Here is a 14,658-nt window from a genome sequence, read left to right as displayed (position 1 = left end):
CGGGGGAGGGGGACCATTCGCGCCAGCGAATGGTGGAGGGGGCTAGCGGGCGATCGCCAGCCTCACGCCGCTGCCGCCAGCTTCATGCTCGCCGGCATCAGCGACGCTGCCTTCACCCCCGGCATCGCCTCGATCCGCGCCGCCAGCTCGGTATCCAGCCGGAAGCCGCGGCCGAGCATCACCGTCGCCTCGCCGCCGTCGATCGGCGCGTGGAGCAGGATCTCGCCCCTGCCGCCGCCGCGCAGCTCGCCGACCAGCGCGGCCAGCTGCGCCGGCACGATGGGATCCTCGATGCGGATCTCCATCACCAGCTGAGTGGTGCCCGCCAGCGTATCGAAGGGCTGCACCCGCTTGACCGCCGCGCGTGGCGTATCCTCGCCGGGGCGCTTGTCGAGCTCCAGCGTGAGGATCGCGCAGCCGGTGCCCTTGGCGCATTCCTCCATGTCCTTGGCAATCAGCTCCTCGAAGCACGAGGTCTGGATCTGCGCGCTGCGGTCCGAGATCGTCGCCATCAGATAGCGGTTGCCGCGCGCCGAGGTGCGGTAGCGGCAATCCTCGATCAGCGCGGCGACCTGGGCGTTGACCCGCGCGCCCTCGGGGATCTGCATGTCCGGGAGCGAGGCGATGTCGCGCACGCCCTGGCCGCGGAACAGGTGCTCGTAGCGATCCAGCGGATGCGCCGAGAAATAATAGCCAAAGGCCTCCTTCTCGGCGTTGATCTTGTCGGACATCGACCAGACGGCGTCCTTCGGGACGGTGATCCCGCCGCCCGCCGGCTCGGCATCGCCGAACAGCCCGCCCTGCCCGCTCATCCGGCTGGCATGGTCGCGCTGGGCAACCGCGAGGATCGTCTCGGCCGCCGCATGCACGCCGGCGCGGTTGGGCTCGATGCTGTCGAACGCGCCCGCCGAGGCCAGCGTTTCCAGCTGCCGCTTGTTGAGCACCCGCGGATCAACCCGCTTTGCGAAATCGTCGAGGCTGGCGAAGCGGCCGTTCTTCTCGCGCTCCTCGACCAGCAGCTCCATCGCCCGCTCGCCCACGCCCTTGAGCGCGCCGAGCGCATAGCGCACCGCCAGCCCCTCGCCGCTCGCCTGCACGGTGAAGTCGGCCTCGCTGGCGTTGATGTCGGGCGACGTCGCCTCGATTCCCAGCCGCCGCATGTCGTCGGCGAACACCGCGAGCTTGTCGGTCTGGTGGATGTCGTAGGCCATCGACGCGGCAAAGAATTCGTGCGGATGGTGCGCCTTCAGCCACGCGGTCTGGTAGGCGAGCAGCGCATAGGCGGCGGCGTGCGACTTGTTGAAGCCGTAGCCGGCGAATTTGTCGATCAAGTCGAACAGCTCGTTGGCCTTGGCCGCCGGGATGTCGTTCACCTGCCGGCAGCCCTCGACGAAGATGCTGCGCTGGGCGTCCATCTCCGCCTTGACCTTCTTGCCCATCGCGCGCCGCAGCATGTCCGCGCCGCCGAGCGTGTAGCCGGCGAGGATCTGCGCGGCCTGCATCACCTGCTCCTGGTAGACGAAGATCCCGTAGGTCTCCTTCAGGATCGGTTCGAGCAGGTCGTGCGGGTAGATGATGGGCTCGCGCCCGGCCTTACGCGCGCCGAAGGTCGGGATGTTGTCCATCGGACCCGGGCGGTAGAGCGAGACGAGCGCGACGATGTCGCCGAAATTGGTCGGCCGCACCGCGGTCAGCGTGCGGCGCATGCCTTCGGATTCCAGCTGGAATACGCCCACCGTGTCGCCGCGCTGGAGCAGCGCATAGACGGCCTCGTCATCCCAATCGAGCCGATCGAGGTTCACGTCGACACCCCGCTTGGCGAGCAGCACCACCGCCTTCTTGAGCACCGACAGCGTCTTGAGGCCGAGAAAGTCGAACTTCACCAGCCCGGCGCCTTCGACATTCTTCATGTCGAACTGGGTCACCGGCATGTCCGAGCGCGGATCGCGATACAGCGGCACCAGCTGCGCGAGCGGCCGGTCGCCGATCACCACGCCGGCGGCGTGGGTCGAGCTGTGGCGCGGCAGGCCTTCCATCCGCATCGACAGGTCGACGAGACGCTTCACATCCTCGTTGCCGTTATATTCGGCGAGGAATTCGCTCACGCCGTTCAGCGTGCGCTCGAGGGTCCAGGGATCGGTCGGGTGGTTCGGGATCTGCTTGGCGAGGCGATCGACCTGGCCATAGCTCATCTGCAGCACACGCCCGACGTCCTTGATCACCGCGCGTGCCTTCATCGTCCCGAAGGTGATGATCTGCGCGACGTGATCGCGGCCGTATTTCTCCTGGACGTAGCGGATCACTTCGCCACGCCGGGTTTCGCAGAAGTCGATGTCGAAGTCGGGCATCGAGACGCGTTCCGGGTTGAGGAAGCGTTCGAACAGCAGGCCCAGCTTGAGCGGATCGAGATCGGTGATGGTCAGCGCCCAGGCGACCGCCGAGCCCGCGCCCGAACCACGCCCCGGCCCCACCGGAATGTCGTTCGACTTCGCCCATTGGATGAAGTCGGCCACGATCAGGAAGTAGCCCGGGAACCCCATCTGGATGATGATGTCGAGCTCGAACTGGAGGCGCTGGTTATATACCTCCACTTCGGCGGGATCGGTGATGCCGGCGAAGTCGAGACGGTCCTTTAGCCCCGCCCAGCTCAGGTCGCGCAGCATCTTGGCCTCGCCCTCGCGGTCGCCGGCGAGGCTGGGCAGGATCGGCTTGCGCTTGGGCGCGGCATAGGCGCAGCGCTGGGCGACGACGAGCGTGTTCTCTATCGCCTCGGGCAGGTCCGCGAAACTCGTCTTCATCGTCTCGGCCGGCTTGAGCCAGGCCTCGGGCGAGGAGCGCGGGCGGTCGTCGGTTTCAAGATAGGTCGAGTTGGCGATGCACAGCATCGCGTCATGCGCGTCGTAGAAATCGGCCTCGGCGAAGCAGGCCGGGTTGGTTCCCACCAGCGGCAGATTGCGCGCATAGGCAAGGTCGATCAGCTTGGCCTCGGCGCGAATCTCGATGTCGTTGTTGCGCCGGGCAATCTCGACATAGAGCCGCTCCGGGAACAACGCTTCCAGCTGGGTCGCATAGGCCTCGGCGGTCTTGTCCTGCCCCTCGGCATAAAGCCGGGCGAGCGCGCCCTCGGCCCCGGCGGTCAGGCAAAGCAGGCCGTCGGTGTGACCGGTGAGCGCGGCGAAGGGCACATGCGCGTCCTCCTCGATCGGGCGATCGAGATGCGCCTGCGAGACGAGGTGGCAGAGATTTTGGTAGCCGGTCTGGTCCTGCGCGTAGAGCGCGAGCCAGTCGATCGGCACGTTGAGCCCCTCGGCGAGGTTGGAGCGCTTCACCGCCAGCAGCGTGCCGACGATCGGCTGGACGCCGGCCTTCTTGGCGGCATCCGAAAAGCCCATGGCGGCATACAGGCCGTTGCGATCGGCGACGGCGATGGCGGGGAAGCCGTGGGACTTGGCGTGCTTGGCGATGGCCTTGGGGTCGATCGCCCCTTCCAGCATGGTGTAGCAGGAGAAAACCCGAAGCGGGACGAAACCGGAATGCGCCATGCCCGACCCTAGGAGCGCGCACGCCCAATTGCCAACCCGCAGGCGCGCTTCTCCACAGCTTTTGCGTGCGAAAGACCGATACCGCCGGATCGGACCGATCTACACCTTCTTCATTCTGCAGATATGGTAAACAAGAAGCGCGGCCGGGACATCCACACACCTCCCGTTCCGGCCGTGCTTTTTCAAATTTTCAGCGCTTTACAGCAGCTTCTCAATGTCCGCCGCGATCGCGCTTGGCGCGGTAGTCGGTGCATAGCGCTCCACCACATTGCCGTCGCGGTCGATCAGGAACTTGGTGAAATTCCACTTGATCGCCTGGGTGCCAAGCACCCCTGGCGCCTGCGCCTTGAGCGCTTGGAACAAGGGCGCTGCGTTGCTGCCGTTCACATCCACCTTTGCGAAGACGGGAAAGGTCACGTCATAGGTGAGCGAGCAGAAACTGGCGATTTCCTCCGCATTGCCCGGCTCCTGGGCACCGAACTGGTTGCACGGGAAGGCCAGCACCGCGAAGCCTCGGTCGCGATAGGCGCGCCAGAGCTGCTCCAGCTCCTTGTACTGCGGCGTGAAGCCGCACTTGGAGGCGGTGTTGACCACCAGCAGCACCTGCCCGGTGAAGCTGGACAGGGTGCCGGTCGCGCCGTCCGGCAGAGTCACCGGGATCTGCGTGATCGTCTCGCTCATGCCATCTCCTCCAGCCGTCCTTCGTGGAGCCGCACCACGCGGTCCATCCGCGCCGCAAGCCGCTCGTTATGGGTCGCGACCAGTGCCGCAGAGCCCTCGTTGCGGACGAGGTTGAGGAACTCGCCGAACACGCGGTCCGAGGTCGCCTCGTCCAGATTGCCGGTAGGCTCGTCCGCCAGCACCAGCGGCGGGCGATTGGCCAGCGCACGGGCTACCGCGACGCGCTGCTGCTCCCCACCAGAAAGCTGGTTGGGCCGGTGGGTCAGCCGGTGACCAAGCCCGAGCAGGGTCAGCAATTCGGTGGCCCGGGCCTGCGCCTCGGCGCGTGTCCCACCACGGATCATCTGCGGCAGCACGACATTCTCGGTCGCGTCGAAATCGGGCAGGAGATGGTGGAACTGGTAGACGAAGCCCAGCTTGTCGCGCCGCACCTCGGTCCGCCCGCTCGCCGGAAGCTTCGCGGCCTCGGTGCCGACGATGCGGATCGATCCTTCGAACCCGCCCTCGAGCAGGCCCACCGCCTGGAGCAGGGTCGACTTGCCCGAGCCCGACGGGCCGAGCAGCGCCACGATTTCTCCGGGCTGCACGTCGAGGTCGACGCCGCGCAGCACGTCGATGCGCACACCGCCCTGTTCGAAGCTGCGGCGCAGGTCGCGCGTCTGGAGAACCGGATCACTCATAACGCAGCACCTGAACGGGATCGGTGCTCGCCGCCTTCCACGCAGGGTAGAGGGTGGCGAGGAAGGTGAAGAGCAGCGCCATCGCGCAGATCGCGAAGGTCTGGAACGGGTCGGTCTTGGCGGGCAGCTCGGTCAGGAAGCGCATCTGCGGGTCCCACACCTTCTGCCCGGTCGCGGCGCCGATTGCCCATACCACCTGCTCGCGGAAGGTGATGAAGAAGAAGGCGAGAACGCCGCCCGCTCCCACGCCCAGCGCGCCGACGGTGGTGCCGACGGTGACGAAGATCCGCATCAGCCCGCCGCGGGTCGCTCCCATCGTCCGCAGCACGGCGATGTCGCGCGTCTTGGCGCGCACCAGCATGATCAGAGAGGAGATGATGTTGAACGAGGCGACGACCAGGATGATGGAGAGGATCGTGAACGAAACGATCCGGTCCACCGAGAGCGCTTCGAACAGCTCGCTGTTCATCTGCCGCCAGTCGGTGATCTGCGCGACATTGCTCACCTTGCTCGCCAGTGGGGCCATGATCCGCTGGATCTGGTCCGGATTGTTCGTGTCGATCCGCACCATGCCCACCGTGTCGCCCATCAGCAGCAGGGTCTGCGCATCCTCGATCGGCATGATGATGTAGCTCTTGTCATAATCATATACGCCCACCTCGAAGATCGCGCCGACGCGATATTTGACGATGCGGATATTGGTCCCGAACGGCGTGGCCACGCCGAGCGGGTTGACGATCGATATCTCCGACCCGATCGACGCACCCAGCGCCTCCGCAAGCCGCGAACCGATCGCGACCTGTTCGCTGCCGGGCTTCAGGTTCTTGAACGAACCCAGAATCTCCTTGCCCTTCAGCGTGGCGTTCTGCTGGATGTCTTGCACCCGCATGCCGCGCACCAGCGAGAATTCGGTCCGGCCGTTATAGATCGTGAAGAGCGGCTGCTCGATCAGCGGGGTGGCGGCGGTTACGCCCGGGATGGCCTTGGCCTCATCGGCGATGCGCCGCCAATCGCGCAGCTGGCCGTTATAGCCCTGCACCACAGCATGGCCGTTCAGCCCGGCAATCTTGTCGAACAGTTCCGCGCGGAACCCGTTCATGATGCTCATCACCACGATCAGCGCGGCAACGCCGAGCATCACGGCGACCAGGCTGAAGCCGGCGACGACGGCAATGAAGGCTTCGCTGCGCCCGGGCAGCAGATAGCGGCGGGCGATCATTCGCTCGTAGCGCGACAGTAGCATGGGGATCCTCTAGGGCCAGTCGGGCAAGGTGGGAAGCGTTCTGTTGCCGATTCGACACAGGCTTGCCGCAATCTGCTGACGCCAGCCTGTCGACCGGTGACAAAGGCGCCGCAGGCTTCTACCAAGAAATCGTCGAAGCGCAGGCGCAAAAAGGCCACGGTTCGGGGAGGTTCCCAGCTCCATTTGCGAACAAACGCAAATGTTTGAAGCGGGATCCTATCAAGGGGGCTGACGAGCATTCGTCACGCAGGCGCCCGGGCCGGCAACGGTCCGGGCGTTTTCGTTTTTCCCGGCACCCCGGCTTGCATCATCTCGGTACAACCTTCCGCGGACTTGTTGCGCGGCAGCCGCGGTGTGACGTCACCCTCTCCCACCCACTCCACCGAACGTCATCCCCGCGAGAGCGGGGATCCATGGATGGAGTCGGCGCGGCAGTGCCGAGCCGTGCTGGCAAATGGATCCCCGTCTGCGCGGGGATGCGATAGGAGAATGCCAGCCGGTGTCCTCCAACCTATCGGGCGGAGCAGGTCGCCCTGCTCCGCCCGCCAACCTCCTCCGGCCAGGGCAGGAGGCCAGCCAGTCACACGATCAGAAGGAACCGCTGATCGTGAAGCCCCAGGTGCGCGGATCGCCCGGCTGGCCGACGATCAGCCCGGTGTTGCCGGACTGCACGGACAGCAGTTCGAAGTACCGCTTGTCGAACGCGTTCCGCACCCAGGCGAAGGCGTTCACCTTGCCCTTGCGATAGCCGAGCCGGAAGTTGGACAGCGAGTACCCCTCGATCCAGGTATAGGCCGAAGGCGACGGGTTGGACGAGAAGCGCGAGCGCCAGCTGCCGTCATAGCCGAGATACACCTGCCCTTCCTGCACCGGCACGTTCACCTCGCCGCCGAAGCCCAGCGCCCATTTCGAGATACCCGGCAGCACCTGGCCGGAAATGTCGCAATTGGCCGGGCTGACCCCGCCCGGCGTCCCCGGTGCGCTCGGCGTCGCGCCGGTGGTGCCGCCGGAGAGCTCGGGCGGGCACGGCGCATCGCGGAAGCGGACATATTTGGCGTCGGTATAGGCGCCGTTGACGTAGAGCTTGAAGCGGTCGGTCGGCTGGAAGTTGGAATCGAACTCGACGCCGCGCACCCGCACCTTGTCGGCATTGGCGAGATAGCCGCGGATCACCCCCAGCTGGCCATTGGTGACGGTCGCCTGATAGTCGTTCACCTCGGTCCAGAAGCCGGCAAGGTTGAAGGTGGCGCGGCGATCGAGGAACTGGGTCTTCAGGCCCAGCTCGAAATGGTTGACCTTCTCGGGCTTGACCGAGGCGGCGCCAAGGATCGGGTTGTTGTTCGCATCGAGCGGCAGGCCGGACAGGTTGATCCCGCCCGACTTGAAGCTGCGCGCATAGGTCGCATAGCCGTGCACGTCGCGCGCGAAATCATAGGAGAGCGTCGCGTCGCCCGAGACGTTCCAGTCGCTGAACCGCGCCGCGTAATTCTGCGGCGCCAGCACCCCGCGCTGGTCGGCGGTGAGCGTCGTGCTCCCCGCGCCATTGGTGACGACCGCGAGGTACGACCCGGTCTTCTTGTCGTAGTTCACCCGCAGGCCCGGCTGGAAGCGCAAGCGCGGCACCACTTCCCAGTTGAGCTTGCCGAACACCGCTAAGCTGGTGTTGTCGAACCCGATCGTGTTCGTCGAGGTGAGTCCGTTCAGCGTCGCCGGGTTGTTGGCCGCCGCGCTGGTCGGGTTGAGCAGCCAGCGGCTCGCCGCCGGACCCTGGACCTGCGAGCCCTGGGTGTCGATCGTCTGGTGGAACACGAACACACCGGCGGTATAATCGAGCTTGTTCTTGCCGTTCGACGCGATCCGCAGCTCCTGCGTCACCTGCTTCTGCTGCGACGGGTTCTGCGAGACGGTGGTGATCGGCAGGCCGATAAAGTCGCGGTCGTTCGCCGGCTGCCAGTCCCAATAGCGCCAGGCGCTCACCGAGGTTATTGTCGCCGGCCCCAGATCCCAGTTCGCCACCAGCGAGGCACCGCCGATTTCCTGGCGCGAGTTGATGTCGGCATCGAGATCGGTGCGGCGATCGAACGGATCGGTGCTCGGCGGGGCATAGCCGAACGCCGCCGCCAGCGCGGCATATTGCCGGTTGAGCGGCCGCTGCGTGGCGCCGGTGCGGACATAATATTGCACGCAGCACAGCGGGTTCTGCAGGTTGAAATCGCCCGACAGCGTCAGGTCCAGATTGGGCGCCGCGCGCCACAGCAGCTGGCCGCGCACGCCGTAGTTGTCGAGGCGATGAAGATTGGTGTCGCTGCGGGTGTCGTAGATCGTGCCCTTGCGCTTGGTCACCGAGGTCGACAGCCGCACCGCAAGCTTGTCCTCGGCGATCGGCGCCGAGGCCGAGCCCTTGATCTGAAGGAAGTCATAGGCCCCGGCGCTCGCCTCGTAGCGGACCTCGGGGGTGAAGCTCGGCTTGCGCGTGGTGATGTTGATCGCGCCCGCCGTGGTGTTCTTGCCGTAAAGCGTCCCCTGCGGCCCGCGCAGCACCTCGACCCGCTCGACATCGACGAAGTCGAAGGTCGAGGCGCCGACCCGGCCGATATAGACGCCGTCGACATAGAAGCCGACGCCCTGCTCGATCCCGTCATTGGTCAGCCCGAACGGCGCGCCGAGCCCGCGGATGTTGATCGCGGTGTTGCGCGGGTTGCTCGAATAGAATTGCAGCGCCGGCTGCGACTGCTGGATACGGCTGACGTTGAACGCCCCCGCCTCGGCCAGGGTCGCACCGCTGAGCACCGAGAGCGCCACCGGCACTTCCTGGATCCGCTCCTCGCGGCGGCGGGCGGTGACGACGATGTCGCCGTCCTGGCGCTGCGGCTCCTGGGCGGCGGGTGCCGGCACCTCTGGATCGGGCGCGGCGGGCATCGCGGTGGACAGCAACAACAGCGGTATCAGCGGCAGGCTCATGAGGTTCCCCTGGATCGTTGCCGTAATCTCCACTTCTTTGGTGGGTTTTAGCGAGAAAGGAGATGTTTAGCGGCGGGTAGTCGCGGTTGGCCCACCCCTTGAAACGATGAACCGCAACACCAGATCAGCATGGCGAGGCGCCGAACGGGCCTTGCACCGGTGTCGCGGCAGTTGGCCGGGCATCGAGACTCATGACGTTCAAATTGCTCACAGGAGAATATGAAGATGCGTCAGCTCGACTTTACTCCCTTCCGTCGCTCGGCGATCGGGTTCGACCGGCTGTTCGACATGCTCGAGGCCAGCGCCCGCCAGGCGAATTCGGAAAACTATCCCCCCTTCAACCTCGAGCGTCTTGCCGAAGACCGCTATCGCATCACCATCGCAGTGGCCGGCTTCAAGGCGGAAGAGATCGACATCACCGCGCAGCAGAACCTGCTGCTGGTCGCCGGCAAGAAGGCCGGGGAGAATGAGAACAATCAGGGCAATTATCTGCACCTGGGCATCGCCAACCGCAGCTTCGAGCGCCGCTTCGAACTCGCCGATTTCGTGCGGGTGGAGAATGCGAACCTGGCCGACGGCCTGCTCACGATCGAGCTGCTGCGCGAAGTGCCCGAGGCGATGAAGCCCAAGAAGATCCAGGTGGGTACCGGCAGCGAGCCGGCCGCGATCGACCATCGTACGGCCAACGCAGCATAACCTGCCTCAAGAGCTCGCGGCGTCCCCTCCCTTAGGCGCCGCGACGGGGCGCCCGGGCTACGGCCCGGGCGCCTTTTCGTTTAGCCCATCCGGGAGAGCCGCACGGACGCGATGATGGGATTGGGTCCGGCACCAGGACCATGGTCAATCGTTCAGCCAAGTCCCTGCGATTTCGCCTCGATGGCCTTGCGGCGCCAGCGCGGCACGAAGGGATTCCAGCAGTGGCGGCAGCGCCTGCGCGAACGCATAGGGTGGATTGACGATGAAAAGACCCGCACCATTGTAGATGCCGGGCATATCTTCATCGTATAACCAATGCTCGATCGTCAGGAATTTCGGAATGCCAAGCGCGCGTAATTGACGCTTCCACTGTTGATGCGTTACCCGGTCTTTCAGCGGATACCAGATCACCGAAACGCCGTGCGCCCATTTGCGGTGTGCGGCAGCGAGGGTGGCGGTAATTCGGGCGCGTTCGTCGGTCTGCTCATATGGCGGATCGACCAACACCACGCCCCGACTGGTGCGGGTAGGAAGCATCGCCAGCCAAAACTCATAGGCATCGCGTTCATGCACGGCGGCAGGTGTGCCGCGCATCGCTCCGCGGAGAATATTGGCGTCCTCGGGATGCTTTTCATTGAGGATCAGCCCATCCTGCGGGCGCAGGAGCTGCGCAAGAACCTGGGGCGAACCGGGGTAGAAGCGCGGCTCGTCCACGTCGTTCACCGCCTGAACCGCGGTGCGATAGAAATCCAGCAAGGGGTTGGCGTCGGCAAAGGCGCGGAGCACGCCCTGGGCAGCCTCGCCAGTGCGCTGGGCCTGCTCGCCGCCCAGATCGTAGAGCCCGCAACCGGCATGGGTGTCGATCAGGGTCAGCGCGCCCGGTTTCTGCTGCAGCGCCCGGACGAGCGCGATCAGCAGGCTGTGCTTGACGACATCGGCGCTGTTGCCGGCATGGAAGGAATGGCGATAATTCATCGATATTCAAAACCCTGGAGAGCGCGCGGCGAAGCAAACAGCCACTCGGACGCGCGTGCGCGCTGGCGAAACCCGTGCACGCCTTCGTCGCCAAGTTCAAATCAGCTTTCGGGCTCGACGGCAACCGGCAGCAGGGACAGCGGTTCGGTTCGATCTCCGCGGGGTCGGCCCGAAAGGCCGTCGCCCTGAAACCACCCGGCGCACGGCTCTAAAGGCCGCCGGTGCCGGCCCGCAGGGTCGAAACTTCCGCGAACTGACCTGGCGCGATCCCGGCGACGGTCCAGTCGCCGATCGACCAGCGGACCAGCCGCAAGGTGGGCAGCCCGACCGCCGCCGTCATGCGACGCACTTGCCGGTTGCGCCCCTCGCGGATGGTAATTTTCAGCCAATTGTCAGGGATGTGCTTGCGTTCGCGTATCGGTGGATCGCGCGGCCACACGTCCGGCGCGTCGATACGTGCAACGTCCGCCGGCAGGGTCATGCCGTCCTTGAGCTGGACGCCGTGTCGCAAGCGCTCCAATGCCGGCGCCTGCGGATCGCCTTCGACCTGCACAAGATAGGTCTTCGGCATCTTGAAACGCGGATCGGCAATGCGCGCCTGCAATCGCCCGTCATCGCACAGCAGCAGCAGGCCCTCGCTGTCCCGATCGAGCCTTCCAGCAGGATAGACGCCCTTCACCGCGATGAAATCCGATAGGGTGGAGCGAACCGTGGGCGATCCGCGGTCGGTGAATTGCGATAGGACCCCGAAGGGCTTGTTGAACAGCAGCAGCCGGGCCATCCTGCGCACCTTATCCTGCGACATTGGCGATGTCTTCCAGCGCATGGCCGTCATGTACAGACGCCGCCATTCCGCCATCATGGTCGTCGCCCGCGTTCATCAAAACGCTAAGCACCCTCGCCGCGAACATAGTGTTTCAGGTCTGCGCCGCACGTTAACCCGCCGGTTTCAGCCCCAGCAGCCACGGCTTCACCCGGCCGGTCGGCTTCGACGTCCCGTCCAGCCGCTCCGCACGCACGATCGTCACCGGCTTGAGGATCATCTGCCCGCGCATTGCATCCCGTCCGCCACCACTGGGCAGGCCGAGGATGCGCTGGACGACGTCCATGCCGCCGATCACCTGACCGAACGCCGCGAAGCCCGGGTTCGCACCGCGCGCGTCTAGCCCCGGATTGTCGCCGACCATGATCGAGAAATTACCGTTGGCCGAATTGGGATTCTGTCCATGCGCCATCGAGATGGTGCCGTTCAGATGCTTGAGACCGGTCTTGCTGGTCGACTCCAGCGGCAGGGGATCGAGCATGCGGCGCGCATCCGTGCCGACGCCGCCCTGAATGAAGCCCCTGGTCGGCGCGGCTTTGCGCCGTGCGGTGCGGTAGAAAGTCGTGCCCTCGAATCGACCGTCATCGACATAAGCGAGGAAATTGGCGACCGTCTTCGGCGCACGCTTCGCGTCCAGCGCCAGCGTGATCGTGCCCATGCTCGTCACCAGCCGCACCCGCGCTTGCCCCGGTACCGCGCGCGGCTGTAACGGCGCCGGCGCTGCGGACACCGCCAGCAGCGCCAGCCCGGCGACGAAGATCCGTCGCAGCACGCGCTTAGACGAGCCGCGAGTGCCTGACGGCAGCCTCGATGAAGCCCGCGAAAAGCGGGTGTGGATCGAACGGCTTGGACTTGAGCTCGGGGTGGAACTGCACGCCGACGAACCAGGGGTGATCGGGTCGCTCGACGATTTCGGGGAGCGTACCGTCGGGCGACATCCCCGAGAAGACGAGGCCGCCCTCCTCCAGCACCGGCTTGTAGGCGGTGTTCACCTCATAGCGGTGGCGGTGGCGCTCGCTGATCGAATCGCTGCCGTAGATCGATGCGACCACGCTGTTGCCGCCGAGCTTGGCCGGATAGGCGCCCAGCCGCATCGTGCCGCCGAGATCGCCGCCTTCCTCACGCTTCTGCAGCCCGTCGGCGGTCATCCATTCGGTGATCATGCCCACCACCGGCGCCTCGGTCGGGCCGAACTCGGTCGTTGAGGCATTGGCGATGCCCTGGGCGCGGACGCCCTCGATGCAGGCCATCTGCATGCCGAGACAGATGCCGAAGAACGGCACGTTGCGCTCGCGGGCGAAGCGCACGCCGGCGATCTTGCCCTCGCTGCCGCGCTCCCCGAACCCGCCCGGCACGAGGATCCCGTGCATCGGCTCGAGCATCGCGGCGACTTCGCTTTGGTCCTGCTCGAACAGCTCGGCGTCGAGCCACTGGATATTGACCTTCACGCGGTTTGCGATGCCGCCGTGAACCAGCGCTTCGGTGAGCGACTTATAGGCGTCCGGCACACCCATATATTTGCCGACCACGCCGATGGTGACTTCGCCCTCGGGATTCTGAAGCCGCTCGACGATGCCGCTCCAGCGGCTGAGGTCGGGCGAAGGGCCCGGCTCGATGCCGAACGCCTTGAGCACTTCGCCGTCCAAGCCCTCGCCGTGATACTGCAGCGGCACCGCATAGATGCTCTTGGCGTCGAGCGCGGGGATCACCGCCGAAGTTGGCACGTTGCAGAACTGGGCGATCTTGGCGCGCTCGCCGGCGGGCAGCGGCCGCTCGGCGCGGCACACCAGCACGTCGGGCTGCACGCCGAGCGCGGCCAGCTCGCGCACGCTGTGCTGCGTCGGCTTGGTCTTCAGCTCGCCCGCGGCGGCGATATACGGCACCAGGGTCACATGGATGCTGACGGTCTGGCCCCGGCCGAGATCGTTGCGGAGCTGGCGAATCGCCTCGATGAACGGCAGCGATTCGATGTCGCCCACCGTGCCGCCGATCTCGCACAGCACGAAGTCGAGATCCTCGGTCTCCGCCTGGGCGAAGGCCTTGATCGCGTCGGTGACGTGCGGGACCACCTGCACGGTCGCACCCAGATAGTCGCCGCGCCGCTCGCGCTCGATGATCGTCTTGTAGATCCGGCCGGAAGTGACGTTGTCGGCCTGGCGCGCGGTCACGCCGGTGAAGCGCTCGTAATGCCCCAGGTCGAGATCGGTCTCGGCGCCATCGTCGGTGACGTACACCTCACCATGTTGGTGGGGCGACATCGTGCCGGGATCGACGTTGAGATAGGGATCGAACTTGCGGATGCGGACTCGATAGCCACGGGCCTGGAGCAGCGCCGCGAGGCTCGCTGCCATGAGACCCTTGCCGAGCGAGGAGACCACGCCGCCGGTGATGAAGATGTACCGCGCCATGGGAGAAAACGCCTAACGTCAAAGGGCGCAGACCGGCAAGCGTAAGAATCCGCCGGCTGCGCAAATTTTACGGTTGCGTCGCCGCAAGCGCGGCGAACTACGGAAACTTACTGGCTGAACGGAACCGCGCTGTTGCCGGTCGGGGCCGTATCGTTGCCGGTGGGCGCCGGGGCGCTCGGAATGGTGAGCGGGGCGACGGCGGCGGGCGCCTTCTGCAGGCCGGCGTCGATCTTGGTCGAGTGCCGGGTGGCCGCCAGGAAGGCGAGCACGATGCTCATCAGGATGAACGCGGTCGCCAGGATCGCGGTCATGCGCGTGAGGAAATCGGCCGCACCACGCGCCGACATGAGACCGGCCGGGCTGCCGCCCGAGGTGAGACCGCCACCCTCCGACTTCTGAACGAGAATCACCCCCACCAGCAGGGCGGCGATGATGAACTGAACGACGAGGAGGAAGGTGAACATGAAATCCGGTGCCCGTTAGCGAAGGGCGCGACATAGGCGAGGCGCCCCGCGCAATCAACCGCCTGTTCCGGCCCCGACTCCAATGCCGAGGCGCAACCCCATGCACCGCCTGCATTTTCATCGCGATTTTCGCACAACATTTCGCCCCCGGACTGAAACCTAGTTGTAAAATGCGCGTTTGTTTC

Annotated in this window: 11 protein-coding genes; 1 reads left to right on the top strand and 10 read right to left on the bottom strand. The window is 65.7% G+C overall.

Annotation, left to right across the window (positions count from 1 at the left end; translation table 11 throughout):
- Positions 1-62: 62 nt before the first annotated feature.
- The 5 genes from dnaE to S2M10_RS18315 form a co-directional block, all read right to left on the bottom strand.
- A complete protein-coding gene (dnaE, locus tag S2M10_RS18335; protein WP_168847310.1) occupies positions 63-3,542 on the bottom strand; it encodes a DNA polymerase III subunit alpha in 3,480 nt (1,159 codons plus the stop codon).
- 198 nt (positions 3,543-3,740) lie between these two features.
- Positions 3,741-4,223 (bottom strand): glutathione peroxidase, encoded by a 483-nt coding sequence (locus S2M10_RS18330; RefSeq protein WP_168847309.1) that lies wholly within the window; start codon positions 4,221-4,223, stop codon positions 3,741-3,743.
- Positions 4,220-4,903, bottom strand: a complete 684-nt coding sequence (locus S2M10_RS18325; protein WP_168847308.1) for an ABC transporter ATP-binding protein — start codon at positions 4,901-4,903, stop codon at positions 4,220-4,222. Before S2M10_RS18325 ends, S2M10_RS18330 begins: the two co-directional genes overlap by 4 nt.
- Complete coding sequence (locus S2M10_RS18320) at positions 4,896-6,146, bottom strand: lipoprotein-releasing ABC transporter permease subunit (RefSeq protein WP_168847307.1); 1,251 nt, start codon at positions 6,144-6,146, stop codon at positions 4,896-4,898. The genes S2M10_RS18325 and S2M10_RS18320 overlap by 8 nt, the downstream gene beginning before the upstream one ends.
- A gap of 588 nt (positions 6,147-6,734) precedes the next feature.
- Positions 6,735-9,107, bottom strand: coding sequence for a TonB-dependent receptor (locus tag S2M10_RS18315; RefSeq protein ID WP_168847306.1), 2,373 nt, complete (start codon positions 9,105-9,107; stop codon positions 6,735-6,737).
- A gap of 225 nt (positions 9,108-9,332) precedes the next feature.
- Here S2M10_RS18315 and S2M10_RS18310 point away from each other — a divergent pair, with 225 nt between their 5' ends.
- On the top strand, positions 9,333-9,803 hold the full coding sequence (locus S2M10_RS18310; RefSeq protein ID WP_168847340.1) for an Hsp20 family protein: 471 nt from the start codon (positions 9,333-9,335) through the stop codon (positions 9,801-9,803).
- A gap of 144 nt (positions 9,804-9,947) precedes the next feature.
- On the opposite strand, the gene rlmJ is transcribed toward S2M10_RS18310, so the two are convergent.
- The 5 genes from rlmJ to secG all read right to left on the bottom strand — a co-directional run bounded on the left by rlmJ (position 9,948) and on the right by secG (position 14,473).
- Positions 9,948-10,778 (bottom strand): 23S rRNA (adenine(2030)-N(6))-methyltransferase RlmJ, encoded by an 831-nt coding sequence (gene rlmJ, locus S2M10_RS18305; RefSeq protein WP_168847305.1) that lies wholly within the window; start codon positions 10,776-10,778, stop codon positions 9,948-9,950.
- 208 nt (positions 10,779-10,986) lie between these two features.
- Complete coding sequence (locus S2M10_RS18300) at positions 10,987-11,559, bottom strand: pseudouridine synthase (protein ID WP_168847339.1); 573 nt, start codon at positions 11,557-11,559, stop codon at positions 10,987-10,989.
- A gap of 154 nt (positions 11,560-11,713) precedes the next feature.
- Positions 11,714-12,373 (bottom strand): peptidylprolyl isomerase, encoded by a 660-nt coding sequence (locus tag S2M10_RS18295; RefSeq protein WP_168847304.1) that lies wholly within the window; start codon positions 12,371-12,373, stop codon positions 11,714-11,716.
- 4 nt (positions 12,374-12,377) lie between these two features.
- A complete protein-coding gene (locus tag S2M10_RS18290) occupies positions 12,378-14,009 on the bottom strand; it encodes a CTP synthase (protein WP_168847303.1) in 1,632 nt (543 codons plus the stop codon).
- A 107-nt stretch (positions 14,010-14,116) separates the two neighbouring features.
- Positions 14,117-14,473 carry a preprotein translocase subunit SecG gene (secG, locus tag S2M10_RS18285; RefSeq protein ID WP_168847302.1) on the bottom strand — a complete coding sequence of 119 codons (357 nt, stop codon included), beginning with the start codon at positions 14,471-14,473 and terminating at the stop codon, positions 14,117-14,119.
- Between the last annotated feature and the right edge of the window lie 185 nt (positions 14,474-14,658).

Origin of the sequence: Sphingomonas sp. S2M10 (genome assembly GCF_012650175.1) — a bacterium.
Lineage (GTDB): Bacteria > Pseudomonadota > Alphaproteobacteria > Sphingomonadales > Sphingomonadaceae > Sphingomonas.
The sequence above is the reverse complement of the archived record's forward strand: the minus strand, read 5'-3'. Positions and strand labels throughout refer to the sequence as shown.

Coding starts and splice junctions, on each gene's coding strand:
- dnaE (WP_168847310.1), bottom strand. CDS start 3,542: ATGGCGCATTCCGGTTTCGTCCCGCTTCGGGTTTTCTCCTGCTACACC.
- S2M10_RS18330 (WP_168847309.1), bottom strand. CDS start 4,223: ATGAGCGAGACGATCACGCAGATCCCGGTGACTCTGCCGGACGGCGCG.
- S2M10_RS18325 (WP_168847308.1), bottom strand. CDS start 4,903: ATGAGTGATCCGGTTCTCCAGACGCGCGACCTGCGCCGCAGCTTCGAA.
- S2M10_RS18320 (WP_168847307.1), bottom strand. CDS start 6,146: ATGCTACTGTCGCGCTACGAGCGAATGATCGCCCGCCGCTATCTGCTG.
- S2M10_RS18315 (WP_168847306.1), bottom strand. CDS start 9,107: ATGAGCCTGCCGCTGATACCGCTGTTGTTGCTGTCCACCGCGATGCCC.
- S2M10_RS18310 (WP_168847340.1), top strand. CDS start 9,333: ATGCGTCAGCTCGACTTTACTCCCTTCCGTCGCTCGGCGATCGGGTTC.
- rlmJ (WP_168847305.1), bottom strand. CDS start 10,778: ATGAATTATCGCCATTCCTTCCATGCCGGCAACAGCGCCGATGTCGTC.
- S2M10_RS18300 (WP_168847339.1), bottom strand. CDS start 11,559: ATGGCCCGGCTGCTGCTGTTCAACAAGCCCTTCGGGGTCCTATCGCAA.
- S2M10_RS18290 (WP_168847303.1), bottom strand. CDS start 14,009: ATGGCGCGGTACATCTTCATCACCGGCGGCGTGGTCTCCTCGCTCGGC.
- secG (WP_168847302.1), bottom strand. CDS start 14,473: ATGTTCACCTTCCTCCTCGTCGTTCAGTTCATCATCGCCGCCCTGCTG.